The sequence below is a fragment of the Shewanella colwelliana ATCC 39565 genome, assembly GCF_000518705.1.
Classification (GTDB): Bacteria; Pseudomonadota; Gammaproteobacteria; order Enterobacterales; family Shewanellaceae; genus Shewanella; species Shewanella colwelliana.
On record NZ_JAEC01000007.1, the window covers coordinates 16,261 to 41,815 of the forward strand.

The following is a 25,555-nucleotide window of genomic DNA, read 5'->3' on the forward strand; positions in this document are numbered from 1 at the left end:
TTGCCAGTGGTATTAGGCAGTGTGAACAACTTTTTGACATTTTGAGTATGGAATAATGAAACAGTATTTGGATCTTTGTCACCGAATTATCGATGAGGGTGTTTGGGTTGAAAACGAACGCACTGGTAAGCGTTGCCTAACCGTGATTAATGCCGATTTGGTGTATCGAGTTGACCGTAACGAGTTTCCGCTTATCACGACACGGAAGAGTTTTTGGAAAGGTGCTATTGCTGAAATGCTTGGGTATCTGCGCGGTTATGATAATGCGGCAGACTTTAGAAAGCTGGGAGCGAAAACCTGGGATGCTAATGCCAATGAAAATAGTGCGTGGCTCAACAATTCTCACCGTAAAGGCTTGGATGATATGGGGCGAGTCTATGGAGTGCAGGGAAGGGCGTGGAGCAAACCTGATGGCGGTAGTATCGATCAACTGAAGAAGATCGTTGATAACCTCTCTAAGGGGATTGATGATCGTGGTGAGATCTTGAGTTTTTATAACCCTGGGGAGTTTCATATGGGTTGCTTGCGCCCTTGTATGCATACCCATAATTTTTCACTGCTTGGCGATACACTCTATTTAAACAGTTTCCAGCGCTCTTGTGATGTACCTCTAGGGTTGAACTTTAATCAGGTTCAAGTCTTTGCCCTGCTAGCCCTCATTGCGCAAATTACTGGCAAGAAAGCAGGCACGGCTTATCATAAGATTGTTAACGCCCACATTTATGAAGATCAACTGGACCTGATGCAAAATGTGCAACTAAAGCGCGAACCCATGCCATCACCGCAACTGCACATCAATCCTGACATCAAGTCTTTGCATGACATTGAAACTTGGGTGACCATGGATGATTTTGAGGTCACCGGTTATGAACATCACGAAGCGATAAAATATCCTTTTTCGGTGTAATGCCCACTGGCTAGACTCATGTTGAGCCATCTTGGTACAACATCCCGAAAATACTGAGGTAAAGCGCCATTATACTTGATGAGTTAATGGCGCTTTATTTGTTTTAACTGCATAAAAATATGCCACTCCTACTTCATTGTTTTATGTGAAGTCACTCACATAAACCTTTTCAAGTACACCGTTCTCCATTCAAAGAATGTTTAGTTGATTACTTAGTGTTAGCTAGCTACACTCAATACTTCGGAATTACCGATGTTTAATGCCGATGCAAACGATTATTCAGCGCGATTGCATTCCGCTAGACTCAATACATTACGTTTTAATGGAGTGTTGTTATGGAAAAGGCTATTAGGAATTTTTTAAGCCAAGAATCTGCAGGTGGTATTTTGTTGATGGGCGCCGTCCTGTTGGCGATGCTGATGGCGAACTCGCCACTTTCTGGAGTGTATCAGGGCTTTTTACACACAGAGATGCAGATCCGTGTGGGCAGCCTAGACATAGATAAAACACTAATCCACTGGATTAATGACGGACTCATGGCACTGTTTTTCATGCTTATTGGACTTGAAGTGAAGCGTGAGCTACTTGAAGGCGCATTGTCTAGCCGTGAACAGGCCTCTTTGCCGACGTTTGCCGCGATTGGTGGTATGGTTTTTCCGGCCGCGATTTATCTGATTTTTAACTATTCCGACTCGCTGACTCAGGTTGGTTGGGCAATTCCTGCGGCCACCGATATTGCGTTTGCTCTAGGGATCATGGCGCTGCTGGGCAGTCGTGTATCGGTTGCTCTAAAAGTGTTCTTACTTGCACTGGCAATCATAGATGACTTGGGTGTAGTGGTGATTATTGCTATGTTTTATAGCACTGATTTATCAACCATTAGTTTGATCATAGCGGCGGTTGCTATTATGGCATTAATAGCCTTAAATCGCAGAGGAGTCACGGCACTCGGCCCTTATGGTGTCGTTGGGCTTATTCTTTGGATTGCTGTACTTAAATCTGGCGTTCATGCAACGCTAGCCGGCGTTATTATTGCGTTTTGTATTCCATTACGAGCCAAAGATGGTAGCTCACCTTCGGAGAGCTTAGAGCATGGCCTGCATCCTTGGAGTACCTTTATGATTCTGCCGATTTTTGCTTTTGCGAACGCTGGTGTTGATTTAAGCGGGATGAGCGTCAGTGATCTATTATCACCAGTACCAGTGGGCATTGCATTAGGTTTATTCCTAGGTAAACCACTTGGTGTGTTGTTCTTTAGTTATCTTGCTGTCAAGTTGAAACTCGCAGTACTTCCTGAGGGAATGGGCTGGCGTCACATTGCTCCAGTTGCAGTGATGTGTGGTATAGGTTTCACCATGTCGATGTTTATCTCATCCCTTGCCTTTGTCGGCGAAGGGGAGGTGTATGGTGATGTAGCACGGTTAGGCATTTTGACTGGTTCGATTCTGTCTGCGGTAGTCGGTTACTTCTGGTTATCGAAGGTTCTACCTGAGAAAGGAGAAAAAGTATGAAAACTCACATAGTCGCTGCAATGTTGTCATTGGGGATGGTTGCTGGCGCATCAGCCACTCAACTTGAAGCATGTAATACGGATATCAACAGTGTGTCGTGCCACTACTACCTAGAAGGCGTGGTCGATGGTGCCTTGATGTATAAGCCAAATGCCACAGGTAAACGCATAGAATCTGATGGTTATGAATCTAGAGCGCTGAAATATCGCAGTGGTAAGCGTTTTGAAGAAGCTAACCGTACCTATTGTGAAAGTCGTATCCCCGATAGAGAGGTGTTGGTTACCGGATTAGCCGAGGCGTTTTCAGAGGGGAGTATTAGTAATATCGATGAACTCAACGCGGTGATGTATAGCTTGATGGATTGTCAGCGTCTTCAGTAACTGGAATCATTGATTTGATGTCACACCTTAACTATAACCATCTGTATTATTTCTGGATGGTTCATAAGAAAGGCTCGGTAGCTAAGGCTGCCGAGGCTCTTTGCCTCACACCACAAACCGTTACTGGTCAAATTCGAGTACTGGAAAACCGCTTAAATGGCAGTTTGTTTAAACGAGCGGGGCGATCACTGGAACCTACTGAACTGGGAGAGTTGGTATTTCGGTATGCAGATAAGATGTTCAGCCTTAGCTATGAGATGTTGGACCTCTTAAATTATCAAAAAGATAATAACATCCTGTTTGAAGTGGGGATTGCCGATGCGTTGTCGAAAGCACTCGCCAGTCGGGTGTTGTTATCTGTGGTGCCAAGCGATGGCTCGATGCACTTAGCGTGTTTTGAAGCCACTCACGAAAGCTTAATGGAGCGCTTACGTGCTCATAAGTTAGATATGATCTTGTCAGATTGTGCTGGCGAGTCTCTTAAGTACCCTGAGATTTTGTCGAAAAAGTTGGGTGAGTGTGGTGTCGCTTTCTTCTCTTCTGAGCAATATGACAAGCCTTTTCCTGAGTGTTTGGAGTTAGGTAAGTTGCTTATTCCAGGTAAGCGAACTTCTCTGGGCCAGCAGTTACATCATTGGTTTGATGAAAATGGCCTCAACGTGACTATCCTTGGCGAGTTTGATGATGCAGCGATGATGAAAGCCTTTGGTTATTTTCATCAAGGTATTTTTGTTGCTCCTTCTATCTATAAGCAAGATATCTTGGCGCATGATATGTTCTTACTGGGTGAGACCACTGATATTAAAGAGGTTTATCATGTTATGTTTGCCGAGCGAATGATCCAACATCCAGCAGTTAAACGCTTGCTTGAAACTGACTTTACCGACCTGTTTGCAGGTAAAGATTTGCAAGTTCAACGTTTATAAAAACGGTGTGAAGCATAAAGGGTTGCTGGTACACTAGCGCCAATAGTAGATAAGGGAGTAGTCGCGTGTTAGAGACGATGAACATTGCCAGAGTAAGATGGGCGTGCCGCCGTGGTATGTTAGAGCTTGATGTGTTGTTTCAACCCTTTGTTGAGACTCAATATGAAAGCTTGTCTGACCAAGCTAAAGCCATCTTTATTCGGTTATTAGAGTGTGAAGATCCTGAATTGTTTGCATGGTTTATGGGTCATGAAGCCTGTCCTGATGCAGAGCTTGCCGCGATGATAGTACAAGTCCGTGGTCGTCCAGCGCCATAACTTTAGCATTACCGCTTCTATCGACCAACGCTTGTCGTTGGTCGTTTTTACTTCAATCTGTTTAACCTCCTTTCTTGCTTGGCCATCATTTACCATCACTTGGTATATCATTTTACGCTATGCCTGTGCGATGCTGCTATTAAGCTACTTAGGCTGGCAGTTTTATCAATTAAAGACCTGGCATTGTAGCTTCTGGATTGATGAAGCGGGCAAGGCGGGACTCAGCAAGCCTAACATCTCCTGCCAACTGAAACGTTTCTGGGTGAGCCCATTTGCGGTGGTTTTTCAACTTGAAAATGACCAAAGCAGCCATTTTGTGATTGTGTGGCGAGACATGTTAGACGACACAAGTTATCGTCACCTGTGTCGTCTGGTGTTAGCCCATGGTTAATCTGGCAACAGAATCGTTGGGGTCGGATCATCTGACTTATTGGGATGATCTATGTTGTAGTGGAGGCCTCGGCTCTCTTTACGCTCCATTGCGCAGCGAATAATCAGTTCGGCAACCTGCACAAGGTTACGCAGTTCGAGCAAGTTATTACTGACCCTGAAGTTACTGTAATATTCCTGGATCTCTTGTTGTAGCATCGCGCAGCGTCTCAAGGCACGTTCTAATCGCTTGTCAGAGCGAACAATGCCGACATAATCCCACATGAATAAACGCAATTCATGCCAGTTATGGGCAATAACCACCTCTTCATCAGAGTTAGACACTTGGCTTTCATCCCATGCAGGAAGCTCGCCTGGCATTGGGATTTTTTCAAGTTGGCTTTCGATATCTTCGCCTGCTGCTCGAGCAAACACCAGACACTCTAATAGTGAATTACTGGCCAAACGATTGGCACCATGAAGACCTGTATACGCCACTTCGCCGATAGCATAAAGACCATTGAGATCGGTTTGTCCGTGTAGATCTGTCATGACACCACCACAAGTGTAATGGGCGGCGGGTACCACTGGAATCGGTTCTTTAGTGATATCGATACCCAGTTCCAAACAGCGCTTGTGAATCGTTGGGAAATGTTTAATCACAAAATCGGCGGGTTTATGAGTAATGTCTAGATAGACACAATCTGAACCTAGACGTTTCATCTCATAGTCAATGGCGCGAGCGACGATATCTCGCGGTGCTAATTCGCCACGCTCATCAAATTCAGGCATAAAGCGACTGCCATCTGGGCGACGTAAATAAGCGCCTTCACCTCGAAGTGCCTCGGTAAGTAGGAAGTTACGAGCATCGGCATGGTAGAGGCAAGTTGGATGAAACTGGTTGAATTCCATATTGGCTACGCGGCAACCTGAGCGCCATGCCATAGCAATACCATCTCCAGAAGCAATATCCGGGTTGGAGGTGTATTGATAGACTTTAGAACAGCCACCAGTGGCTAAGGCTACAAATCGTGCTTTGACCGTTTCAACATGCTCTTGGTCGCGATTCCACACATAAGCGCCGAGTACGCGGTTGCCGGGGCGTTTAAGTTTTCGAGAAGTGATTAAATCGATTGCGTTATAACGTTCAAGCACTTGGATATTAGGGTGAGTGAGCGCACGCTCTTGCAATGTGACTTGCACCTCCTTACCCGTGGCGTCTGCAGCATGCAAAATACGGCGATGACTGTGTCCACCTTCACGCGTCAGGTGGTAGGGGGCATTACTAGCGTCACCCTCAAAACCTTCCTCTTTATCAAAGGCTACGCCGCACTGGATCAACCACTCCATTGAGCTTTTGGCATTTTCGGCGGTAAAGGTCACAACTTCTTTGTCACATAGCCCCGCACCGGCAACTAACGTATCGGCGACATGGGATTCAATGGTATCCTCTGCGTCGAACACCGAGGCGATGCCGCCTTGGGCGTAATAGGTGGACCCTTCGCTTAGTGGCCCTTTAGACAATAAGATAACTTTTGCTTTTTCAGCGAGATGCAAAGCTAAAGTTAGACCTGCAGCACCGCTGCCGATAACCAAAACGTCAGATTGGTGTTCAACTACTTGTTTCATCAGGTATCATGGTAAGTTATGCGAGTATTGGCTATGTTAAACCATGATGAAAAATATGGATATAGGCGTGGCTTTAGAAAATAAATTCAATTAATGCCAATTTTTTTAGAACTTTTTCGATGTGGGCTAGTCTACATATGTGAATATGATTCGAGCGACTGAGAAATCAGCATTTTAGATTTAGGAGTAGTCGGCTCGGATGAGTGGACAGATAAGTGATCAACAACTAGTTGAACGTGTTCAACAAGGAGATAAAAACGCCTTTAACCTGCTGGTACAAAAATACCAGAGTAAAGTCATCAACCTGATATCACGTTATGTACGTAATCAGGCCGATGTGGCAGATGTGGCTCAAGAGGCGTTTATTAAAGCCTACCGCGCATTGCCTAATTTTAGAGGGGAAAGTGCTTTTTACACTTGGTTGTACCGAATTGCAGTCAATACTGCAAAAAATCATTTAGTGGCACAAGGCCGGCGAGCGCCAGCCAACGATGTCGATGCAGAAGAAGCCGAATATTATGATGGCAGTGATGCGCTTAAAGAGTTTGCCTCTCCAGAGCGTTTAATGCTGTCAGATGAAATTCAGAAAGTGGTTTTCGATACATTAGACAACTTGCCTGAAGAGTTAAAAATGGCAATCTCGCTGCGAGAGCTTGATGGCATGAGCTACGAAGAGATTGCTAATGTGATGGAGTGTCCTGTGGGTACCGTGAGATCGCGGATCTTTCGTGCTCGGGAAGCCATTGATAAGCAGCTACAGCCGTTGCTGGAGCGCTAAATAGTTTATATAAGTTCATTAAATTTGAATGGGTGATAAATGGATAAATTAGGTCAGGAGTGGGTATCCGCTGCCGTCGATGGCGAAGTCGACAAGCAGATGATGGCTGAATTAGCTGCCGATACGGATTCACATGAACAGTGGCGTGATTATCACATCATAGGTGATGCAATGCGTGGCGAACTGCCCAAGGTGCTCGATCTCGACTTGAGTGCCAACATTGCTGCAGCTATTGAAAACGAACCTACGATTATCGCACCAAAAGCTGCGCCGCAGACTGATGTCGCGACGAAGAAGTTAGCCAATGTGATTCCAATGTTTAAGCAGTTTGGGCAGTATGCCATCGCTGCAAGTGTTGCATTAGTCGCTGTCGTTGGTGTGCAAAATTATAATCAATCGCCAGAAATCGACGCGTCGCCTTTACCTGTATTAAATACGCGTCCATTGATTGGTAGCGCGTCGCCAGTCAGCTTGCAAACGGGGCCAGTGCAACAGAATCAAAGCTTCACTAACGATCAAATGATGGAGCAGCGTCATCGCATTAATACCTACATTCAAGATCATATGCTCCAACAAAGATTGAATAATAGTGACAAAATAGAGGACAATAGTGACTTAGTGCCGGTTCCGGTGAATCACTAGAAGCTATTACAATCCCTTGTGCTTGCTAAATTGCAGTACAAGGGGGTGCATTTTTTAAGGAGTTAGCTTGCGTCTTATCTGGTTGGCCCTGATTGTCCTTGCTCTGCCCAGCTCTGCTGAAGAGTTGTCTGCAAAAGCTTGGTTGGAAAATATGAGTCTGGCCCTAAAAGGGCAAGAGTTCAAAATGTCTTTGATCCAGCTGCAAGCGGATCACATTCGTCCCCTCGTTTATATCCACGGAAAAGTTGAGCAACAGGAAGTTGCCTTCCTCGAACATCTCAATGGACCGCCAAAGAATGCTGTTAGAGTCGGTGATACCGTTACGTTTATTGAGCATGATCAGCCTGCGTATAGCGTACAAGCCAACCGAATTCAAGGTGTGTTACCGCCAGCATTTGCCGGTGATATTTCAGTATTAGAAGCAGGCTACCAGTTTGTATTAGGTGGAAGAAGTCGCCTTGCTGGGCGCCCTAGTCAACTTGTACGTATTATCCCAAACGATGAAAATCGCTATGGCTATCAAGTGTGGCTTGATATGGATACTTATCTGCCATTGCGCTATGACATGCTTAATCTTGATAAACAGTTACTTGAGCAGATATTGGTTGTCGAGTTGATTGTGCTAGAAGAAGCCCCTGCTATTTTACACGAAGCCTATAAGCAAGATTGGCCTGCAATTATGGCGCAACCAACGCGCGAAAAAGGCGATAACTGGCAATTTAAATGGTTACCACAAGGGTTTAAAATACTAGTCAAAGATAATCATAGATTGATTGGCAGTCATGAATCGGTGGAATATATTGCGCTCAGTGACGGGCTAGCCAACATTTCTGTATATGTCGCTCGGGCGGGAGATACAGCCATGCCAGAAGAGTTGATGACCCGTAACGGCCTGTCTCTAGCGACCGAACGAGTTGGTAATGCAGAGGTGGTTGCTGTGGGTAAAGTGCCTGCAGAAACCTTAACCCGAATAGCTAAAAGCATTACCATAGAGTAAATACCTGATGATGGAAGAGGTGGCTAAGGTCATTGATTGCGACGCTGACGGTTGGGTTAGGGTCGAAGTTAAAGTTAAAAACGCATGTAATCATTGTGAGAACAATGAATCTTGTGGCACCTCTGCTGTGTCTAAGGCTTTTTCACCAAAAGTTCAGCAATTCTCTGTGCAAGCCCAAGGCGAGTACCATACTGGTGAGCTACTTAAGTTAGGATTACCTGAAAGCGTCATTCTTAAAGCGGCAGCGATCGTGTATCTGTTGCCACTGCTTGGATTCTTTGTGGGCGCGAGTGTGGCGCGTTTTGCTTTTCCTGTGTTAGACATTGCTACAGGAGATGGTTTGATTGTGCTTGCAGCCCTTCTTGGGGGCGTTAGTGCATGGTTGTTAGGACGGCGCTGGGCGCGTAAGTTAGAAACCAATAGCCAGCCCATCATTCTGGGACGTTTGGGACAGACGCTTTCCACATCAAATTAACCCTTAATTACTGCCAAATTTTTATCGCTAGGCATGATTCCAATTGGTATTAGTGGCCTGATCGGGTACAATTCGGCACTTTTAGATTATTTTCAACTTGAGTTTAGTCATTTCGCATAATGAAGCATATTAGAAACTTTTCGATTATTGCCCATATTGACCACGGCAAATCAACCCTATCTGACCGTCTTATCCAAGATTGCGGTGGCTTGTCTGACCGCGAAATGGCGGCGCAAGTTTTGGATTCTATGGATCTTGAACGTGAGCGTGGTATTACCATTAAAGCCCAGGGTGTCACACTCGATTACAAGGCGAACGATGGTGAGACTTATCAGCTTAATTTTATTGATACGCCTGGCCATGTGGATTTTTCCTATGAGGTGTCGCGTTCACTTGCGGCCTGTGAAGGCGCACTGTTAGTCGTGGATGCAGGACAAGGTGTAGAAGCCCAAACGTTAGCAAACTGTTATACCGCATTGGAAATGGATCTACACGTGGTGCCAATCTTGAATAAGATTGACCTACCGCAAGCTGATCCTGAGCGCGTAGCCGAAGAGATTGAAGATATCGTTGGGATTGAAGCCACCGATGCTGTGCGTTGCTCTGCTAAAACCGGTGTTGGGATTAACGAAGTCCTAGAGACAATTGTTGCACAAATTCCACCACCAGAGGGCGATCCAGAAGCGCCGCTGCAAGCGCTGATCATTGACTCTTGGTTTGACAGCTATCTGGGGGTTGTATCGCTGGTGCGCATTAAGAACGGTTCGCTGAAGAAAGGCGATAAGTTTAAAGTAATGTCGACCGGTCAAACTCACACCGCTGATCGTGTTGGCATTTTTACACCGAAACAAACCGATACTGGTGCATTGAACACTGGCGAAGTCGGTTTTGTTATTGCGGGTATTAAAGAGATCCACGGTGCGCCAGTGGGGGATACCTTAACCTTAGCCAAGCATGGTGCAGAAAAGCCGCTACCTGGTTTTAAAAAGGTTAAGCCGCAGGTTTATGCCGGTGTTTTCCCTATTTCAACTGATGACTATGAAAACTTCCGTGATGCACTCAATAAATTAAGCCTTAATGATGCATCGCTGTTTTTTGAGCCAGAAACATCATCAGCGCTTGGTTTTGGTTTCCGTATTGGTTACCTCGGTCTGCTGCACATGGAGATTATTCAAGAGCGTCTAGAGCGTGAATATAATCTTGACCTGATCACTACTGCGCCAACAGTGGTTTACGAAGTAGTGACCACCAAAGGTGACACTATCTACGTTGACAACCCGTCAGATCTGCCAGCACTGAATAATATCGAAGAGATGCGTGAGCCGATTGTTGAAACCAACATTTTGGTGCCTAAAGAGTATTTAGGTAACGTGATCACCCTTTGTGTTGAAAAGCGTGGTGTGCAAACGAATATGGTGTACCACGGTAATCAAGTGGCGATCACCTATGATATGCCAATGGCTGAAGTTGTGATGGATTTCTTCGATCGCCTAAAGTCAACCAGTCGGGGTTATGCGTCGCTTGAATATAACTTCAAGCGTTTTGAGCCTGCAGACATGGTACGTCTTGATGTGTTGATTAACGGTGACCGCGTCGATGCGTTAGCGATGATTTTGCATAAGACGAATGTGCGTTACCAAGGTCTAGCCTTGGTGAATAAGATGAAAGAGCTTATTCCACGCCAGATGTTTGATATTGCCATTCAGGCGGCTATCGGTAGCCAAATTATTGCCCGTTCTTCGGTTAAAGCGCTACGTAAAGACGTAACGGCTAAATGTTACGGCGGTGACGTATCGCGTAAGAAGAAACTGCTTAATAAGCAGAAAGAGGGTAAGAAACGCATGAAGCAGGTGGGTAACGTTGAAGTGCCACAAGAGGCCTTCCTTGCGGTGCTTAAGCTGAACGAATAGTAACTGTTGAGTTAATATTTGTTAATAGTGATTGATATAGAGCGCCGCGGTTTGCGGCGCTTTCGTTGTTAAAGTATAAATGAGTTATTCGTGCGTAAGATAACGAGTCTTATGCCAATATTCTTATTTTTCAGGAGTTAGTTAGCTATGGCAGCTTATTTTTCCCTTATTTTAGTCTTGGTGACCTTAGGCAGTGGGTTGATCTGGATGTTTGATGCCTTTGTGTTGGCGCCTAAACGTCAGCAAAAATTGGCAATTGCTCAAGCGGGACAAGCGGATATCAGTGAAGAGAGTGCTGAAAAAATTGTACGTGAGTCGGCGATTGTCGAAACGTCGCGTTCCATTTTTCCAGTGATCGCTTTTGTATTGATTTTACGCTCATTCATCTACGAGCCTTTCCAGATACCATCGGGCTCTATGATGCCGACACTGCTTGTTGGTGATTTTATTTTAGTTGAGAAGTTTACCTACGGATTGAAAGATCCGGTTTGGCGTAGTCAGCTTGTGGAAACGGGCAAGCCTGAACGCGGCGACGTAGCTGTGTTTAAATACCCAGAAAACCCAAAGATTGATTACATTAAGCGTGTGGTCGGTTTACCTGGCGATCGCATCGTTTATCGCAATAAAGATCTCTATATTCAAAAAGCGTGTCCGACGGGCGAAACTGATTGTCCTAAGCTTGTGAAGATTGAACGTGTTGGCGTTAACCAAGGTGAGTTTAACCAAGATAATATCCCGCTTCTGCGTTACAAAGAGCAGTTAGGTAATGTGACTCATGACATCTTAATTAATCCCGGTCGTGGTGAGCCAACATCCTATTATTACCGTGAGAACAATCTGTCAGTTGGTGAGTTTGTCGTGCCTCAAGGACAATATTTTGTCATGGGTGATAACCGTGATAACAGTACAGATTCTCGTTTTTGGGGCTTTGTACCTGAAGCGAATCTTGTTGGTAAAGCCGTGGCTATTTGGATTAGCTTCGAATTTGAGCGTAGTAAAGCCGATTTCTTGCCAACGTGGATCCCAACAGGCGTTCGTTTTAATCGTGTAGGCGGTATTGTGTAACATGGAACCGATTAAGAATTTTCCACGTTTGTGCAGAACTTTAGGCTATGAGTTCAATAATATTGCGCTATTGGAACAAGCATTAACCCACAGAAGTGCGGCCAGTAAGCACAATGAGCGGCTAGAATTTTTGGGTGATTCGATACTCTCTATTGTGGTGTCAGATGCCTTGTACCATCAGTTTCCAAAGGCAACTGAGGGCGATTTGAGTCGTATGCGTGCGACTTTAGTGTGCGGCAAGATGTTGGCTGAAATAGGCAAAGAGTTTAAGTTAGGTGATTACCTAAAATTAGGGCCTGGCGAATTAAAAAGTGGTGGTTTTCGCCGCGAATCGATTTTGGCCGATGCAGTGGAAGCCATTATTGGTGCTATCTATCTCGACTCAGATATCGAAGTTTGCCGTGCGTTAGTACTAAACTGGTATAAGAGCCGTTTGGCGACGATTGAACCCGTTAACCAAAAAGATCCCAAAACCCTGCTGCAGGAACAACTTCAGGGCTTTAAAAAACCGCTACCTGTATACAAGGTTGTTAATATCAGTGGCGAAGCCCATGCGCAAACTTTTACCGTTGAGTGTAAAGTTGAGCAACTTAAAGATGCAGTGATTGGTATTGCCAATTCACGCAGAAAAGCGGAACAGATTGCCGCAGCAGAAGTGTTGGAGCGTATTAAACGATGAGTAACAAACCAGAGCAACCGCAAGGCAGTAACGAGCCAAGTTTAGATGAACTATTGGCGCGTATGAATAGCGGTGCCAGTGGTAGTCAATATGATGTGACCTACTGTGGCATGGTTGCTATCGTGGGACGACCCAATGTCGGTAAGTCGACATTACTGAATAAGTTGCTGGGGCAGAAGATATCCATTACCTCTAAGAAACCACAGACAACACGCCATCGCATTATGGGGATCCATACCGTTGGGCCACGTCAGGTGGTGTTTATTGACACGCCGGGTCTGCACATCGAAGAGAAACGCGCCATCAACCGTTTGATGAACCGTGCGGCGGCAAGCTCCTTGGCTGAAGTGAGCCTAGTGGTCTTTGTGGTCGACGGCCTCAACTGGACTGCTGATGATGAGATGGTGCTGAAAAAGTTACAGAGTCGCGACGATGGCCGAAAAACCGTGCTGGCCATCAACAAAGTGGATAACATCAAAGATAAAGAAGCGCTATTTCCGCATCTGCAGGAACTTTCGGCCAAATTTGAGTTTGATGAGATTTTACCGATTTCGGCAACCCAAGGGACCAACGTACAGCGCATCATGGATATGGCCATTGAGTCTGTGCCTGAGTCACCGCATTACTTCCCAGAAGATTACGTGACTGACCGCTCGCAAAAGTTCATGGCGTCTGAAATTGTCCGAGAAAAACTGATGCGTTTTTTAGGGGACGAATTGCCCTATGATGCAACCGTTGAGATTGAACAGTTTAAGATGATGGAAAATGGCGTCTATCAGATTAATGCCTTAATCTTGGTTGAGCGAGAAACCCAAAAGCGGATGGTGATCGGTAACAAAGGTGAACGTATTCGTACTATTGCCACCCAAGCACGTCTTGATATGGAGGTCTTGTTTGATAATAAGGTGTTCTTAGAGGTGTGGGTCAAAGTGAAATCTGGTTGGGCTGATGATGAGCGTGCACTACGGTCATTGGGTTATGGCGAAGAATAACGTCAAAATAACTCATTAATCAAAGGCTGAGATGGTGGATTGCAACAAAGGTTGTGATTGATTATCTTGGCCTTTATTGTTTTTACCGTTCATTAAGAGAGTTGGGTTAATGCTGCGAGGCTATGTACTACATACTCGTCCTTATAAAGAGTCTAGCGTGCTCGTTAATTTATTGGTCGATGGTCAAGGCCGAATTGATTGTGTTGCACGTGTCGGCAATGGAAAAACATCGATTAAGAGCATTTTACAACCCTTCCAACCATTACTGTTTCAGCTGTCGGGCCGAAGCACCCTGAAAAACCTCTATCAAGTGGAAGCCGCAAGCCCACCAGTGCCGTTAATTGGCGATGTGAGTTTTGCTGGGTTTTATCTCAATGAACTGCTGGTGCGTTGTTTAAGTGTGGAACATGGTGGCGAACAGTTTTTCTTTGTTTACCATAAAACCTTAATGGCAATGGCAGCAGGCTTTAGCCAAGCACAATTACGCTATTTTGAGGTGGAGTTACTTAAAGAGTTAGGGGTTATGCCGTCGCTGAATAGTGACATAGAGCAGGCGCCGATAGTGGCAGACTTTTACTACCGTATTCTTTCAGAAGAGGGCTTTAGCACGGCTCTCGGGCCAAAAACTAACCATTATAGCGGTGAGATGTTATTGGCGCTGGAAACAGGTTGCCTACAAGAGGTCCATTTTAAACAGGCCAAGTTACTGATGCGGCAATTGCTGTCTATCATATTGGGCGACAAACCTCTTAAATCGCGCGCGTTATTTAACAAGGGCGTTAAGAAATCCTCGTATCATACGTAATTTGCGTCGAACCTAAGCAGTTTCAACTGGTTTTTCCCTTTGGCGTAAGTACAATAAGCGCAAACAACCCTACAAACTAAAGGACACTCCATGAGCCGTATTCATTTGGGCGTTAACATTGATCATATCGCAACCTTACGCCAGGCCCGTGGCACAAACTATCCAGACCCTGTGCACGCTGCTGCGGTAGCCGAACACGCGGGCGCTGAAGGGATCACGGTTCACCTTAGAGAAGATAGACGTCATATCATAGATCGTGATATCTATCTGCTTGCTAAAACTCTAAAAACCCGCATGAACTTCGAGATGGCGGTAACTGAAGAGATGTTGGATATTGCGTGTGACGTTAAGCCAACTTATGTCTGCCTTGTGCCAGAAAAGCGCGAAGAGTTGACTACCGAAGGCGGCTTAGATGTCGCAGGCCAAATAGACAAAATTCGCGCTGCAGTAACACGTTTAGCTGCACACGGTATTAAAGTGTCACTGTTTATCGATGCTGATCCGACGCAGATCGATGCTACCGTCGCCGTTGGTGCTCCAGTGATTGAGTTACATACCGGTTGTTATGCAGATGCTGAAACCGATGAGGCTCAAGCGTTGGAGTTGGCGCGTATCACCAAAATGGCCACCTATGCGCACGGTAAGGGGCTAGTGGTTAATGCAGGTCATGGACTTCACTACCACAACGTTAAGCCGATAGCAGCGATTCCTGAGCTGTATGAGCTCAATATTGGCCATGCCATTATCGCCCGCGCTGCCATTGATGGTTTAGACACTGCTGTGCGTGATATGAAGCAGCTGATGATAGCGGGACGTAATGGCGAGTAGTTTGAGCGGTTCGTTGTTTACATTCTAAGGCATTTACAGGAGCGGTTATGATTGTTGGTTTAGGTACTGATATTGTTGAAATTGAACGTATCGAGCAGAGAGTACCTCAGGCTGGCGATCATGCTGCGCTTGCACAGTGCCGCTTGGCTAAGCGAGTACTCACTGAATCTGAGTTGATGATTTTCGTTAATGCCGCCCAACCTGCTCGCTATTTAGCCAAGCGTTTTGCTGCTAAAGAGGCAGCTGCTAAGGCGCTAGGCACAGGTATTGGCCGTGGCGTTTCTTTTCAGCATATTGAGGTCTGTAATGATACTAACGGTGCGCCTTTAGTGAATTTCACTGCTGGTGCGGCCGAGCGGTTAGCCTTGTTAGGTGGTATTAAGGGGCATCTGTCGATTGCAGACGAGAAGGACTATGCCACAGCGACGGTGATAATTGAGTCTTAACAACAAGTCGGTTAACTTGCCAATAATCACTTTTTAAAAAAAATATCTGCTTCTCCCTCAAAACTTTGCCCATCTTCTTACGACCATTCTTGTCTGCGCAATACCACTTACCTTCAAGTACATGCTAGCAGTGCTATGTGAAAAGTTGCAGAGCCCTAACGTTTTGCTCTAGAAAAGCGATGTGTAATGCTTTAGGTTAGGCTAAATGATGCCGCTGTCACATGTCACTGCAGTTGAAGGTGTCTGTATAGGACTCAGCTGTTGGCGCTATAGCTAGTAGAGATACAACTGGTTGATGTAATAAAAATAATAAAATGATGGAGCATATTGATGAAATCCGCTGTAGAGCAGTTATCCACTTATAAAAGTGTTCACCTTAATCCAACCAATATAAAGACCCATTTTGTGGGGATTCCACTGATTATTTGGTCTGCATTTGTGATGCTAAACACTATCCCAATTAGTTTTTTAAAGTTAGACGATCCAACCTTAGTGCTTAATGTTGCAGGTGTATTTGCCATCGGCGTGTTGATCTATTACGCCAAATTGCACCTTAAGCTGGCGGTGGGTTTGGCATTGTTTATTTTACCCGTACTGTACACCTCATATTTAGTGTCACAAATGGAGCCTGCATGGTTGATTGCAGTGAGTGTGTTTGTCATTGGGTGGGTTTTTCAATTAATTGGTCATAAGTACGAAAAGGCTAAACCTGCTTTTGTGGATGATTTAAACCAGTTATTGATTGGTCCGTTCTTTTTAATGGCAGAACTCTATTTTATGCTGGGATTAGAGAAGGGATTGGATAAGACGATAACACCGCTAGCAATCACTAAGCGAAGGGCAATAGAAGCCAGCAAAAAATCGGCTTAATAAAATGGATATCATAAAAAAGGCGCTCATTGAGCGCCTTTTTTATAGGAAGGAATTAAGCATCATAGGTTGGTTTAGCGCTAACGTTTACTCGCTTTCGGCGCTTTGTAGTGTTGTGGCAACACTCTAACTGACTTAACCATATTCTCACCCACTTCAACGACTTCTAACGGATAACCATATAATCGCATTGAGGTGTTAGATTCTGGGATCTCTTCTAAGTACTCTAATATCAATCCATTAAGGGTCTTTGGACCATCAATGGGAAAATACCAATCCATCTCTTTATTGAGATCGCGAATATTGATAGTCGCGTCAATAACAAAACTCCCATCGGGTTGTTTAGTTATATCTTCACTTGGGGTGGTAACCATAGAGGTAGTGAAGTCTCCGACAATCTCTTCGAGGATATCCTCTAATGTAACTAACCCTTGAATATCGCCATACTCATCAACCACTAAACCGATACGCTCTTTGTTTTGCTGAAAGTTTGCGAGCTGTACGTTTAGTGGGGTGCCTTCTGGCACAAAATAGATCTCTTTTACCGCCCGTAGTAGGGAGGACTTGCTGAACTGCTCTTTCGATTGCAGTCGCAGTGCGTCACGCAGATGCACAAAGCCGACCGCATCATCAATGTTATCTCGGTATAACAACACCCGTGTATGAGGGCTTTGGATCACTTGTTTGTTAATGCTCTTAAAGTCATCATTAATATTGATGGCATAGAGTTCTGAGCGGGGGATCATAATATCTTCGACCGTTACTTTCTCCAGGTCCATGATGGAGAGTAGCATCTCTTGGTGTCGCCTCGGGATAAGTGCACCAGCTTCATGCACAACCGTTCTCAACTCTTCTTGGCTTAATGCATCATCTTCTTTTACCGAGCGAATACCCAGAATATGCAAAAAGGTAGAGGTGATTAAATTTACTACTTTTACCAATGGTGACAATACCGTGAGCAGCACTTTAAGCAAGACACTTGAGGGAAAAGCTATCTGCTCAGGATGCAGCGCCGCAACGGTTTTTGGGGTCACTTCGGCAAAGACTAGAACCACAAGGGTTAATACGCCTGTGGCGATTGCCACCCCAACATCACCAAAAAGACGAATACCAATAATGGTGGCAATGGCTGAGGCGAGAATGTTGACCAAGTTATTGCCAATTAAGATGAGGCCAATCAGTCTGTCGGGTCTATCAAGCAGTTTAATTGCGCGTTTGGCGCCCTTGTGACCATTATTGGCAAGGTGGCGAAGCCGATAGCGGTTGAGTGACATCATGGCCGTTTCAGAGCCAGAAAAGTAGGCTGAGATAATGATCAGGATGAAGAGGATGATAAAGAGTACGCTGGTGGATATCGCGTCCAAAAAGTGGCCCCGCTATGGCGTTGGTAGATAGAATAAAACTGCAAAGGGTAGTAATTACAGCGATTTTTGAGCAGTGTCAAGTGAACCTAGGTTTGATAAGGGCTCAAACCTAGGTAGAGTATGATATTTAGCTGAGGATGAGCTCTTTTACAATTCGAGCGCCAAAATAGGCCAAGCTGAGTAATGTCGCACCAGTGAGCGTATAGATGACGGCTGTGCGGATACGGCAACCAACCCAGTATTGTTGTGCAAGCATCGCGATATAGGTGAACCAAGCTGCGATAGAAAGCAGTGCTTTATGGCCCTTGCCTTCAGCGAACATGTTATCAAGGAAGATAAAGCCGGTTGCTAAGGAGAGGCTAAGTAATACCACACCTATAATCACTAAATGGTAGAGTTGTTTCTCAACTGTCATTAAGGGAGGAATAGCAGGGCTCAACATTAACTGTTTTTTCTTTAACTTGCTCTGGATCATCGCTAACTGTATGGCGTATAAAGCTGCAATCATCAGGGCACTGTAGGCCATCAGTGATAACACCACATGAGCGAGTACTTCCGGATAGAGCTCAAAGTGAGTAATAAACTCAGGTGGTAGCAGCCACAGCAGGGCGACAGAGATAACCGAGCAGGCATAGACAACTGGCACCACAACGATCACTTTTAACCTAAACATTAAAATGGTGAAGGTAAACGCGATGATCCAGTTAACCATAGAGATGACATTGGTTAGACTAAAGTTTTGACCATCTCCGGTAAATATGGCCTGAGATAGCGCTGCCGCATGTAATACAACGGCCACCGCAGCAAAGCCAGCAACAGCTTTACGGTTTGGCCCATCGGCATGAAATAGACGGCTGACGACCAAAACAAGGGCGATACTATAAAAAAATATGGCTGAAGCCGAAAAAATGACCATCGAAAATTAACCTATCGTTATGTTAGCTTTCTTTGCAATACTGCCCACATCTTTGGATCAGTATGTTCCTAAGTTAATAGTTAGAATAACACGATGAGTGTGTTATTGGGCAGAGGCTTTACACACAAAAATTAGCACTTTCTGAGCGTTACTCCTAAGTTTTGAACATTTATCTATCATAAAAGCTAAACATCGAGAGCGATAACTTGGTCTGTGCGGTAGCATAATATCTGGGCATCGCTATAATACTGCCCCAATCATGTAAATTCTAAACGGTAAAGAACGCGATAATGTTTGAGAACCTAACCGACAGATTATCACGCACGCTGAAGAACATCAGTGGCCGTGGTCGCTTAACTGAAGACAATATTAAAGAAACGTTACGCGAAGTGCGCATGGCGCTGCTTGAAGCCGATGTTGCTTTGCCTGTAGTTCGTGCCTTCGTTAACAGTGTAAAAGAGCGCGCAGTTGGCCAAGAGGTTTCAAAAAGCCTCAGCCCCGGCCAAGCCTTTATTAAGATAGTACAAAGCGAGTTGGAAAACGCCATGGGCGAAGCCAACGAAGCGCTAAATCTATCGGCTCAGCCGCCAGCGGTTATTATGATGGCGGGTTTGCAAGGTGCGGGTAAAACCACGAGTGTCGCCAAACTATCAAAGTTTTTGCGTGAGCGTGAAAAGAAATCCGTTCTTGTGGTCAGTGCCGACGTTTATCGTCCAGCGGCAATCAAGCAGCTTGAAACCTTAGCGACAGAAGTTGAGGTGGAGTTCTTTCCATCTGATGTCAGTCAAAAGCCAATCGACATTGTTAATGCTGCACTCGCGCATGCTAAATTAAAATTCATTGATGTGGTCATTGTCGATACCGCGGGTCGTCTGCACGTTGATGAAAGCATGATGGACGAGATTAAAGCCCTTCATGCCGCAGTGAAACCGATTGAGACCCTATTCGTGGTTGACGCCATGACAGGTCAAGATGCGGCAAATACGGCTAAAGCGTTTAATGAAGCTCTCCCCCTCACTGGTGTGGTACTGACTAAAGTCGACGGCGATGCGCGTGGTGGTGCAGCATTATCCATTCGTCATATCACGGGTAAACCAATTAAATTCTTGGGTGTTGGTGAGAAAACCGACGCGTTAGAAGCATTCCACCCCGATCGTGTTGCGTCTCGCATTCTAGGTATGGGCGATGTCTTATCGCTGATTGAAGAAGTTGAGCGCGGCGTAGATAAAGACAAGGCGATGAAACTAGCTTCTAAAGTGAAGCAGGGTGGTAGCTTTGATCTGGAAGATTTCCGTGAGCAGCTGCAGCAGATGAAAAACATGGGCGGCATGATGAACATGATTGAAAAGCTACCTGGTGTTGGTCAATTGCCGCCAGAAGCTCTCGCTCAGGTTCAAGATGGTAAGATGACAGGTCAGATGGAAGCAATTATCAACTCCATGACGGCTGCTGAGCGTAAGCGCCCGGATATTATCAAAGGTTCTCGTAAGCGCCGTATTGCCATGGGGTCAGGTACCCAGATCCAAGATGTAAACCGTTTATTGAAACAGTTTACTCAGATGCAAAAAATGATGAAGAAGATGTCGGCGAAAGGCGGCATGAAAAAAATGATGCGCGGTATGAGTGGTATGTTACCACCAGGAATGAAGATGCCTGGGCGTTAATCCATTTTATTTTTAAAGAGTTAACTAAGCCCGTGAAGTGGTTCCCCCCCTTCATGGGCTTTCTATTTTTGTGTAAAAACGTTGCATTCGTCGCCGATTCAGGTAGAATCATGCGGCTTTCTATCTGGGACTCTTCGCGAACACGGGGTTCCAGTTTTTATTTTTGCCCCATTTAAGGGGCAAATCATTAGAGGATAAAAGACGCATGGTTACCATTCGTTTAGCTCGTGGCGGCGCAAAAAAGCGTCCATTTTATAACATCGTTGTTGCTGATAGCCGCAATGCTCGTGACGGTCGTTTCATCGAACGTGTTGGTTTCTTCAATCCATTGGCTCGTGGCCAAGAAGAAGCACTACGTTTAGACCTTGATCGTGTTGAGCACTGGGTTTCTAACGGTGCAGCTACTACAGATCGTGTAGCTAAGTTGATCAAAGACGCTCGTAAAGCTGCTGCTTAATAGCGTTAAGGTATAGATTGATGAGTAGTCACCAAGAACCTGTTGTACTGGGCAAAATAGGCGCCAGTCACGGCATTAAAGGTTGGTTGAAGATCACTAGCTATACCGATTCTGTCGAAGACATTTTTAGTTATTCACCTTGGTTGGTTAAAGAGCAAGGCGAATGGCGTGAGGTTAAGGTTGAACAGTGGCGTTTTCAGGGTAAGGCATTAATTGCCGAACTCGAAGGTGTTTCCACTCGAGACCAAGCGCAAATGCTCACTAATTGTGAGATTGCCATTCCTGCAGAGTTGATGAAAGAGTTGCCAGAAGACGAGTTCTATTGGCGTGATTTAATCGGCTGTGACGTAGTGAATACCAAAGGCTATAACATGGGCAAAGTTGAGCAGATCGTGGAAACAGGATCAAACGACGTGCTACTTGTTAAAGCTAACGCAAAAGATGGTTTTGGCAAAACGGAACGTATGATTCCTTTTGTTACCGAGCAGTTCGTCCTTGAGGTGAACCTAACGGAAAAACAAATTTTAGTGGATTGGGATCCGGACTTCTAAGTCGAGGGACAACAGATGTGGTTAGGGGTAGTAACCCTGTTTCCAGAGATGTTTCGTGCCGTAACAGACTTTGGTGTAACGGGTCGGGCCGTTAGCAACGGCTTGCTGGAGTTGCAAACGTGGAATCCTCGTGATTTCACCCATGATAAACATCGCACTGTGGACGACCGACCTTACGGCGGCGGACCTGGGATGTTAATGATGGTGCAGCCTCTACGTGATGCTATCCACGCAGCTAAAGCGGCTGCTGGAGATAAGGCGAAGGTGATTTATCTTTCTCCTCAAGGACGCAAGCTGACACAGCAAGGCGTCGAAGAGTTAGCTAAATCAGAGAGTTTGATTTTAGTGTGTGGTCGCTACGAAGGTATCGATGAACGCATTATTCAAGCTGAAGTGGATGAAGAGTGGTCAATTGGCGATTACGTGCTTTCCGGCGGTGAATTGCCAGCGATGACGCTGATTGATTCAGTATCACGCTTGGTTCCAGGGGTTCTTGGAAAGCAAGCATCAGCAGAGCAGGATTCCTTCTCTGGTGGGTTACTGGATTGCCCCCACTACACTCGACCTGAAAGCTTAGATGGTATTGACGTACCAGCAGTGTTGTTAAGTGGTAACCACGAACATATTAGACGCTGGCGTCTGCAACAGAGTCTCGGAAGAACTTTGTTACGACGACCAGAATTATTTGAAAATCTAGCTCTGACTGACGAACAAACAAAGCTATTAGCGGAGTTTGTTAAATCCACCCAAGTTGGTGAGAAAGACTGATCAGTTATACCTAGTATGGAGTTTATTCATGAATAACATCATTAAAATGCTCAACGATGAGCAAATGAAGCAAGACGTACCACAGTTTGGTGCAGGTGACACTGTAGTTGTTAAAGTACGTGTTGTTGAAGGCGGTAAAGAGCGTCTACAGGCTTTTGAAGGCGTTGTAATCGCAAAACGTAACCGTGGTCTGCACTCTGCATTCACAGTACGTAAAATCTCTAATGGTGAAGGTGTTGAGCGTGCGTTCCAAACTCACAGCCCAATCATCTCTAGCATCGAAGTTAAGCGTCGCGGCCGTGTACGTCGTGCTAAGCTTTACTATCTACGTGATCGTTCAGGTAAGTCTGCACGTATCCGTGAGAAGCTTGCTAAGTAAGCAATCGCTTCAAGTAAAACAAGATGCAGTGTTCGCACAAATACCCGCCTTATGGCGGGGTTTTGTGTTTTAGGGTGAGCATAAATGCTGTTTAGCATAAGTGCTTTATACTGATTAGCATTACAATAGATTGCCTTTGAACAGGTGAAGCTGAAAATCTGCCAAGCTCCCAAGCTCCCAAGCTCCCAAGCTCCCAAGCTCCCAAGCTCCCAAGCTCCCAAGCTCCCAAGCTCCCAAGCTCCAAAATACCATTTAAGTTGAATTTTGCTATTGATGAGAATTTCCACTTGATCTGACGGTGATCCGCTGGCATAGTTAGCTCTCAGTCGTAATGGTGTACCATTACAGTATTGCAGGGTGTCTACGTCGATAACATTTAGACAGATTAGTGAGTGATTAACATAGATAAGTTGGTGAAAGGTATGCAGCAAGACACAATTAACAATGTCCATATTAGTTCTGAAAAAGTATTGGTAACGCCAGAAGAGTTAAAGCAGCAACTACCTCTATCCACTGCAGCCTATCAATATGTGTTGAATGCTCGTAAAACAGTGGCCGATATCGTTCATAAGCGGGATAACCGAGTATTAGTGGTCAGCGGACCCTGCTCGATTCACGACATCGAATCAGCCAAAGAATATGCCCTTAAACTAAAAACACTTCATGATGAATTACAAGATGAATTCTACATCTTGATGCGTGTGTATTTTGAAAAGCCGCGTACAACCGTTGGTTGGAAAGGCATGATAAACGACCCAGATATGGATGAGTCATTTGACGTCCAAAAAGGGCTTCAAATGGCGCGAGAGCTAATGATTTGGTTAGCAGAGCTCGGACTCCCAGTCGCAACAGAAGCACTCGATCCGATTAGTCCACAGTATCTGTCGGAGTTAGTGACTTGGTCAGCGATTGGTGCCCGTACTACTGAATCGCAAACTCACCGAGAGATGGCCTCAGGCCTTTCTATGCCTGTTGGGTTTAAAAATGGCACCGATGGTAAACTGGGGGTAGCAATTAATGCGTTAGAGTCGGCTGCCAGCGGTCACAGGTTTATGGGGATCAACCAACAGGGGCAGGTCGCGCTACTGCAAACCGCAGGTAATCCAGATGGACATGTAATTTTACGTGGCGGTAAGACGCCAAACTATGATGCAGCGAGTGTGGCAGAGTGCGAACATCAGCTGCATGCTGCCAAACTTAATGCTCGTCTAATTGTTGACTGCAGTCATGGCAACTCTTCTAAGGACCACAGTAAACAACCTGCTGTTTGCCAAGATGTGTTTAATCAAATAGTTTCAGGTAATCAGTCTATTATTGGCGTTATGCTAGAAAGTCACCTTAACGAAGGTAACCAAAGTAGCAATAAACCCTTGCATGAATTGGCTTACGGGGTCTCGGTCACCGATGCTTGCATCAATTGGCAGACTACTGAGCAATTGCTTCGGCAAGGTGCTGCACAATTGGCATCGGTTTTACCGACAAGATTTGATATGCTCAAGGCAGTAAACGCTTGATGGATAAACCACAAATGAATGAAAAGACAACCGATGATTTAGAAAAGCTGCGCGGGCATATTGATAATGTTGATCAGCAGTTATTGCACCTGCTGCGTAAACGACTCGATTTAGTTGGTCAGGTTGGAGCTGTTAAACATGCTGCCGGTGTTCCCATCTACGCGCCAGAACGCGAAGCCTCTATGCTGGCAAAGCGTCGTGAAGAAGCGGCGAACATGAATGTTTCTCCGCAGCTAATTGAGGATATTCTACGTCGTTTAATGCGAGAGTCTTACCTTAATGAGAAAGATGTTGGCTTTAAGCAGGTGAAAGCTGACCTGGGCCATGTGGTTATTGTTGGTGGTGAAGGTAAGCTCGGCGGCCTGTTTAGTCAGATGTTGCGTTTATCTGGCTATCAAGTGAAGTCGTTAGACAAAGATGACTGGCAGCGTGCTGAAGCGATTTTTGATGGTGCAGGTTTAGTGATAGTGACTGTGCCTATAAGTATCACCTGTGAGCTGATTGCAAGCAAACTAGGGCAATTGCCTGAGTCCTGCATTTTAGCCGACTTAACATCAATTAAGGCAAAACCGCTTGATGCGATGCTAACGGTGCACAAAGGCCCTGTGGTCGGTCTGCACCCAATGTTTGGCCCTGATGTAGGCAGCCTTGCTAAGCAAGTTGTTGTTGTCTGTCATGGTCGTGGTCAAGAAAGTTATCAATGGTTGATGGAGCAGATTAAGATTTGGGGAGCACGTCTGGTTGAGGCTGATGCGCAAAAGCATGACAAGGCGATGCAATTAGTGCAGGCGATGCGTCACTTTTCATCATTTGTTTATGGTCTCAACCTTTATCGAGAAGCGGCAGATATCGATAACCTATTGCAGTTTAGCTCACCAATTTATCGTTTAGAGCTGGCGATGGTGGGGCGTCTTTTTGCTCAGAGTCCTGAACTTTATGCCGATATTATCTATGCTCAGCGCGAAAGCCTGACGGCGATCGGTGATTATTTAGATAATTACAGGCAAGCGTTGGAGTTATTAAAGTCTGGAAATCGTCAAGGCTTTATCGATCAGTTTGAAGAAGTCGCCAATTGGTTTGGTGATTTTGCACCGCAATTTCAGCGAGAGAGTCGCGCGATGTTGCAATCGGTTAATGATATGAAAGCGGGGTAGTTATTGCCAGTCAGTCTATTTATCGATACCGAACTTTAGTCTAAAACCTGAGCTTAGATTAACGCTATCTAGCTCAGGCCTTTTTATGGGATTTAAGCAAATTATTGTCCTTTTCTCCTTATATTTCTTGTGTTCTGGTGCTGTAAAGTTCCTTACTTAGTTGCGCCTTTGCTAATTTGATCTGCCTCATAGTTTGTCGCATTGATCCAATAAATCGCTTTAGCTGATGACAAAGGCGCAGTAGACTCCCTTAAAACATGCA

General features: G+C 45.3%; 28 protein-coding genes. 25 read left to right on the forward strand and 3 right to left on the reverse strand.

The features are described from left to right. The first annotated feature begins 55 nt into the window (after nucleotides 1-55). The 6 genes from L876_RS0104670 to L876_RS0104695 all read left to right on the forward strand — a co-directional run bounded on the left by L876_RS0104670 (nucleotide 56) and on the right by L876_RS0104695 (nucleotide 4,432). Nucleotides 56-907, forward strand: a complete 852-nt coding sequence (locus L876_RS0104670; RefSeq protein ID WP_028762732.1) for a thymidylate synthase — start codon at nucleotides 56-58, stop codon at nucleotides 905-907. A 335-nt stretch (nucleotides 908-1,242) separates the two neighbouring features. Further along, nucleotides 1,243-2,418, forward strand: a complete 1,176-nt coding sequence (gene nhaA, locus L876_RS0104675; RefSeq protein WP_028762733.1) for a Na+/H+ antiporter NhaA — start codon at nucleotides 1,243-1,245, stop codon at nucleotides 2,416-2,418. Then, complete coding sequence (locus L876_RS0104680; RefSeq protein ID WP_037428016.1) at nucleotides 2,415-2,798, forward strand: VOC family protein; 384 nt, start codon at nucleotides 2,415-2,417, stop codon at nucleotides 2,796-2,798. Before nhaA ends, L876_RS0104680 begins: the two co-directional genes overlap by 4 nt. Nucleotides 2,799-2,815: 17 nt before the next feature. Next, nucleotides 2,816-3,724: a transcriptional activator NhaR gene (nhaR, locus tag L876_RS0104685; protein ID WP_028762735.1), complete on the forward strand. Its 909-nt coding sequence runs from the start codon at nucleotides 2,816-2,818 to the stop codon at nucleotides 3,722-3,724. A gap of 77 nt (nucleotides 3,725-3,801) precedes the next feature. Further along, entirely contained in the window at nucleotides 3,802-4,041 is a 240-nt protein-coding gene (locus tag L876_RS0104690) for an FAD assembly factor SdhE (RefSeq protein WP_028762736.1), read from the forward strand. Further along, on the forward strand, nucleotides 4,022-4,432 hold the full coding sequence (locus tag L876_RS0104695; RefSeq protein ID WP_028762737.1) for a protein YgfX: 411 nt from the start codon (nucleotides 4,022-4,024) through the stop codon (nucleotides 4,430-4,432). The genes L876_RS0104690 and L876_RS0104695 overlap by 20 nt, the downstream gene beginning before the upstream one ends. On the opposite strand, the gene nadB is transcribed toward L876_RS0104695, so the two are convergent. Further along, complete coding sequence (gene nadB / locus L876_RS0104700) at nucleotides 4,429-6,039, reverse strand: L-aspartate oxidase (protein ID WP_028762738.1); 1,611 nt, start codon at nucleotides 6,037-6,039, stop codon at nucleotides 4,429-4,431. The genes L876_RS0104695 and nadB overlap by 4 nt on opposite strands. 199 nt (nucleotides 6,040-6,238) lie before the next feature. On the opposite strand from nadB, the gene rpoE reads away from it, so the two are divergent. From rpoE to L876_RS0104760, 12 genes are all read left to right on the forward strand, one after another. Then, nucleotides 6,239-6,817 (forward strand): RNA polymerase sigma factor RpoE, encoded by a 579-nt coding sequence (gene rpoE / locus L876_RS0104705; protein ID WP_028762739.1) that lies wholly within the window; start codon nucleotides 6,239-6,241, stop codon nucleotides 6,815-6,817. 39 nt (nucleotides 6,818-6,856) lie between these two features. Continuing rightward, nucleotides 6,857-7,459: a sigma-E factor negative regulatory protein gene (locus tag L876_RS0104710; RefSeq protein ID WP_028762740.1), complete on the forward strand. Its 603-nt coding sequence runs from the start codon at nucleotides 6,857-6,859 to the stop codon at nucleotides 7,457-7,459. Between the two features lie 67 nt (nucleotides 7,460-7,526). After that, entirely contained in the window at nucleotides 7,527-8,456 is a 930-nt protein-coding gene (locus L876_RS0104715) for a MucB/RseB C-terminal domain-containing protein (RefSeq protein WP_028762741.1), read from the forward strand. 7 nt (nucleotides 8,457-8,463) lie between these two features. Continuing rightward, nucleotides 8,464-8,931: a SoxR reducing system RseC family protein gene (locus tag L876_RS0104720; RefSeq protein WP_028762742.1), complete on the forward strand. Its 468-nt coding sequence runs from the start codon at nucleotides 8,464-8,466 to the stop codon at nucleotides 8,929-8,931. 119 nt (nucleotides 8,932-9,050) lie between these two features. Beyond that, entirely contained in the window at nucleotides 9,051-10,841 is a 1,791-nt protein-coding gene (gene lepA / locus L876_RS0104725) for a translation elongation factor 4 (protein WP_028762743.1), read from the forward strand. 147 nt (nucleotides 10,842-10,988) lie between these two features. Next, nucleotides 10,989-11,906, forward strand: a complete 918-nt coding sequence (gene lepB / locus L876_RS0104730) for a signal peptidase I (protein WP_028762744.1) — start codon at nucleotides 10,989-10,991, stop codon at nucleotides 11,904-11,906. A gap of 1 nt (nucleotide 11,907) precedes the next feature. After that, on the forward strand, nucleotides 11,908-12,585 hold the full coding sequence (rnc, locus tag L876_RS0104735; protein ID WP_028762745.1) for a ribonuclease III: 678 nt from the start codon (nucleotides 11,908-11,910) through the stop codon (nucleotides 12,583-12,585). After that, nucleotides 12,582-13,577 (forward strand): GTPase Era, encoded by a 996-nt coding sequence (era, locus tag L876_RS0104740; protein ID WP_028762746.1) that lies wholly within the window; start codon nucleotides 12,582-12,584, stop codon nucleotides 13,575-13,577. The genes rnc and era overlap by 4 nt, the downstream gene beginning before the upstream one ends. 109 nt (nucleotides 13,578-13,686) lie before the next feature. Further along, nucleotides 13,687-14,382, forward strand: a complete 696-nt coding sequence (recO, locus tag L876_RS21105; protein ID WP_037428019.1) for a DNA repair protein RecO — start codon at nucleotides 13,687-13,689, stop codon at nucleotides 14,380-14,382. A gap of 90 nt (nucleotides 14,383-14,472) precedes the next feature. Further along, nucleotides 14,473-15,210 carry a pyridoxine 5'-phosphate synthase gene (gene pdxJ, locus L876_RS0104750; protein WP_028762747.1) on the forward strand — a complete coding sequence of 246 codons (738 nt, stop codon included), beginning with the start codon at nucleotides 14,473-14,475 and terminating at the stop codon, nucleotides 15,208-15,210. A 47-nt stretch (nucleotides 15,211-15,257) separates the two neighbouring features. Beyond that, nucleotides 15,258-15,656, forward strand: coding sequence for a holo-ACP synthase (acpS, locus tag L876_RS0104755; RefSeq protein WP_028762748.1), 399 nt, complete (start codon nucleotides 15,258-15,260; stop codon nucleotides 15,654-15,656). A 330-nt stretch (nucleotides 15,657-15,986) separates the two neighbouring features. Continuing rightward, entirely contained in the window at nucleotides 15,987-16,526 is a 540-nt protein-coding gene (locus tag L876_RS0104760) for an Mpo1 family 2-hydroxy fatty acid dioxygenase (protein WP_028762749.1), read from the forward strand. 80 nt (nucleotides 16,527-16,606) lie between these two features. On the opposite strand, the gene L876_RS0104765 is transcribed toward L876_RS0104760, so the two are convergent. Beyond that, complete coding sequence (locus tag L876_RS0104765) at nucleotides 16,607-17,890, reverse strand: HlyC/CorC family transporter (protein ID WP_028762750.1); 1,284 nt, start codon at nucleotides 17,888-17,890, stop codon at nucleotides 16,607-16,609. A 127-nt stretch (nucleotides 17,891-18,017) separates the two neighbouring features. Continuing rightward, nucleotides 18,018-18,806, reverse strand: a complete 789-nt coding sequence (locus tag L876_RS0104770; protein WP_028762751.1) for a cytochrome C assembly family protein — start codon at nucleotides 18,804-18,806, stop codon at nucleotides 18,018-18,020. A 290-nt stretch (nucleotides 18,807-19,096) separates the two neighbouring features. On the opposite strand from L876_RS0104770, the gene ffh reads away from it, so the two are divergent. The 7 genes from ffh to tyrA all read left to right on the forward strand — a co-directional run bounded on the left by ffh (nucleotide 19,097) and on the right by tyrA (nucleotide 25,293). After that, nucleotides 19,097-20,470 (forward strand): signal recognition particle protein, encoded by a 1,374-nt coding sequence (ffh, locus tag L876_RS0104775; protein WP_028762752.1) that lies wholly within the window; start codon nucleotides 19,097-19,099, stop codon nucleotides 20,468-20,470. A gap of 205 nt (nucleotides 20,471-20,675) precedes the next feature. Further along, a complete protein-coding gene (rpsP, locus tag L876_RS0104780) occupies nucleotides 20,676-20,927 on the forward strand; it encodes a 30S ribosomal protein S16 (protein WP_028762753.1) in 252 nt (83 codons plus the stop codon). 20 nt (nucleotides 20,928-20,947) lie between these two features. Further along, on the forward strand, nucleotides 20,948-21,478 hold the full coding sequence (rimM, locus tag L876_RS0104785) for a ribosome maturation factor RimM (RefSeq protein ID WP_028762754.1): 531 nt from the start codon (nucleotides 20,948-20,950) through the stop codon (nucleotides 21,476-21,478). A 15-nt stretch (nucleotides 21,479-21,493) separates the two neighbouring features. Beyond that, the gene (trmD, locus tag L876_RS0104790) at nucleotides 21,494-22,246 is read left to right on the forward strand and encodes a tRNA (guanosine(37)-N1)-methyltransferase TrmD (protein ID WP_028762755.1); all 753 of its coding nucleotides are present in this window, start codon (nucleotides 21,494-21,496) and stop codon (nucleotides 22,244-22,246) included. A gap of 28 nt (nucleotides 22,247-22,274) precedes the next feature. Further along, nucleotides 22,275-22,625, forward strand: coding sequence for a 50S ribosomal protein L19 (rplS, locus tag L876_RS0104795; protein WP_028762756.1), 351 nt, complete (start codon nucleotides 22,275-22,277; stop codon nucleotides 22,623-22,625). A 422-nt stretch (nucleotides 22,626-23,047) separates the two neighbouring features. After that, entirely contained in the window at nucleotides 23,048-24,139 is a 1,092-nt protein-coding gene (locus tag L876_RS0104805; RefSeq protein WP_028762757.1) for a 3-deoxy-7-phosphoheptulonate synthase, read from the forward strand. A 14-nt stretch (nucleotides 24,140-24,153) separates the two neighbouring features. Then, nucleotides 24,154-25,293: a bifunctional chorismate mutase/prephenate dehydrogenase gene (gene tyrA, locus L876_RS0104810; RefSeq protein WP_028762758.1), complete on the forward strand. Its 1,140-nt coding sequence runs from the start codon at nucleotides 24,154-24,156 to the stop codon at nucleotides 25,291-25,293. The last annotated feature ends 262 nt before the right edge of the window (nucleotides 25,294-25,555 follow it).

What these genes read in the sequence shown, in the direction of transcription:
- L876_RS0104670 (WP_028762732.1), top strand. Translation starts at nt 56, where the DNA reads ATGAAACAGTATTTGGATCTTTGTCACCGAATTATCGATGAGGGTGTT.
- nhaA (WP_028762733.1), top strand. Translation starts at nt 1,243, where the DNA reads ATGGAAAAGGCTATTAGGAATTTTTTAAGCCAAGAATCTGCAGGTGGT.
- L876_RS0104680 (WP_037428016.1), top strand. Translation starts at nt 2,415, where the DNA reads ATGAAAACTCACATAGTCGCTGCAATGTTGTCATTGGGGATGGTTGCT.
- nhaR (WP_028762735.1), top strand. Translation starts at nt 2,816, where the DNA reads ATGTCACACCTTAACTATAACCATCTGTATTATTTCTGGATGGTTCAT.
- L876_RS0104690 (WP_028762736.1), top strand. Translation starts at nt 3,802, where the DNA reads ATGAACATTGCCAGAGTAAGATGGGCGTGCCGCCGTGGTATGTTAGAG.
- nadB (WP_028762738.1), bottom strand. Translation starts at nt 6,039, where the DNA reads ATGAAACAAGTAGTTGAACACCAATCTGACGTTTTGGTTATCGGCAGC.
- rpoE (WP_028762739.1), top strand. Translation starts at nt 6,239, where the DNA reads ATGAGTGGACAGATAAGTGATCAACAACTAGTTGAACGTGTTCAACAA.
- L876_RS0104710 (WP_028762740.1), top strand. Translation starts at nt 6,857, where the DNA reads ATGGATAAATTAGGTCAGGAGTGGGTATCCGCTGCCGTCGATGGCGAA.
- L876_RS0104720 (WP_028762742.1), top strand. Translation starts at nt 8,464, where the DNA reads ATGATGGAAGAGGTGGCTAAGGTCATTGATTGCGACGCTGACGGTTGG.
- lepA (WP_028762743.1), top strand. Translation starts at nt 9,051, where the DNA reads ATGAAGCATATTAGAAACTTTTCGATTATTGCCCATATTGACCACGGC.
- lepB (WP_028762744.1), top strand. Translation starts at nt 10,989, where the DNA reads ATGGCAGCTTATTTTTCCCTTATTTTAGTCTTGGTGACCTTAGGCAGT.
- rnc (WP_028762745.1), top strand. Translation starts at nt 11,908, where the DNA reads ATGGAACCGATTAAGAATTTTCCACGTTTGTGCAGAACTTTAGGCTAT.
- era (WP_028762746.1), top strand. Translation starts at nt 12,582, where the DNA reads ATGAGTAACAAACCAGAGCAACCGCAAGGCAGTAACGAGCCAAGTTTA.
- recO (WP_037428019.1), top strand. Translation starts at nt 13,687, where the DNA reads ATGCTGCGAGGCTATGTACTACATACTCGTCCTTATAAAGAGTCTAGC.
- pdxJ (WP_028762747.1), top strand. Translation starts at nt 14,473, where the DNA reads ATGAGCCGTATTCATTTGGGCGTTAACATTGATCATATCGCAACCTTA.
- acpS (WP_028762748.1), top strand. Translation starts at nt 15,258, where the DNA reads ATGATTGTTGGTTTAGGTACTGATATTGTTGAAATTGAACGTATCGAG.
- L876_RS0104760 (WP_028762749.1), top strand. Translation starts at nt 15,987, where the DNA reads ATGAAATCCGCTGTAGAGCAGTTATCCACTTATAAAAGTGTTCACCTT.
- L876_RS0104770 (WP_028762751.1), bottom strand. Translation starts at nt 18,806, where the DNA reads ATGGTCATTTTTTCGGCTTCAGCCATATTTTTTTATAGTATCGCCCTT.
- ffh (WP_028762752.1), top strand. Translation starts at nt 19,097, where the DNA reads ATGTTTGAGAACCTAACCGACAGATTATCACGCACGCTGAAGAACATC.
- rpsP (WP_028762753.1), top strand. Translation starts at nt 20,676, where the DNA reads ATGGTTACCATTCGTTTAGCTCGTGGCGGCGCAAAAAAGCGTCCATTT.
- rimM (WP_028762754.1), top strand. Translation starts at nt 20,948, where the DNA reads ATGAGTAGTCACCAAGAACCTGTTGTACTGGGCAAAATAGGCGCCAGT.
- trmD (WP_028762755.1), top strand. Translation starts at nt 21,494, where the DNA reads ATGTGGTTAGGGGTAGTAACCCTGTTTCCAGAGATGTTTCGTGCCGTA.
- rplS (WP_028762756.1), top strand. Translation starts at nt 22,275, where the DNA reads ATGAATAACATCATTAAAATGCTCAACGATGAGCAAATGAAGCAAGAC.
- L876_RS0104805 (WP_028762757.1), top strand. Translation starts at nt 23,048, where the DNA reads ATGCAGCAAGACACAATTAACAATGTCCATATTAGTTCTGAAAAAGTA.
- tyrA (WP_028762758.1), top strand. Translation starts at nt 24,154, where the DNA reads ATGAATGAAAAGACAACCGATGATTTAGAAAAGCTGCGCGGGCATATT.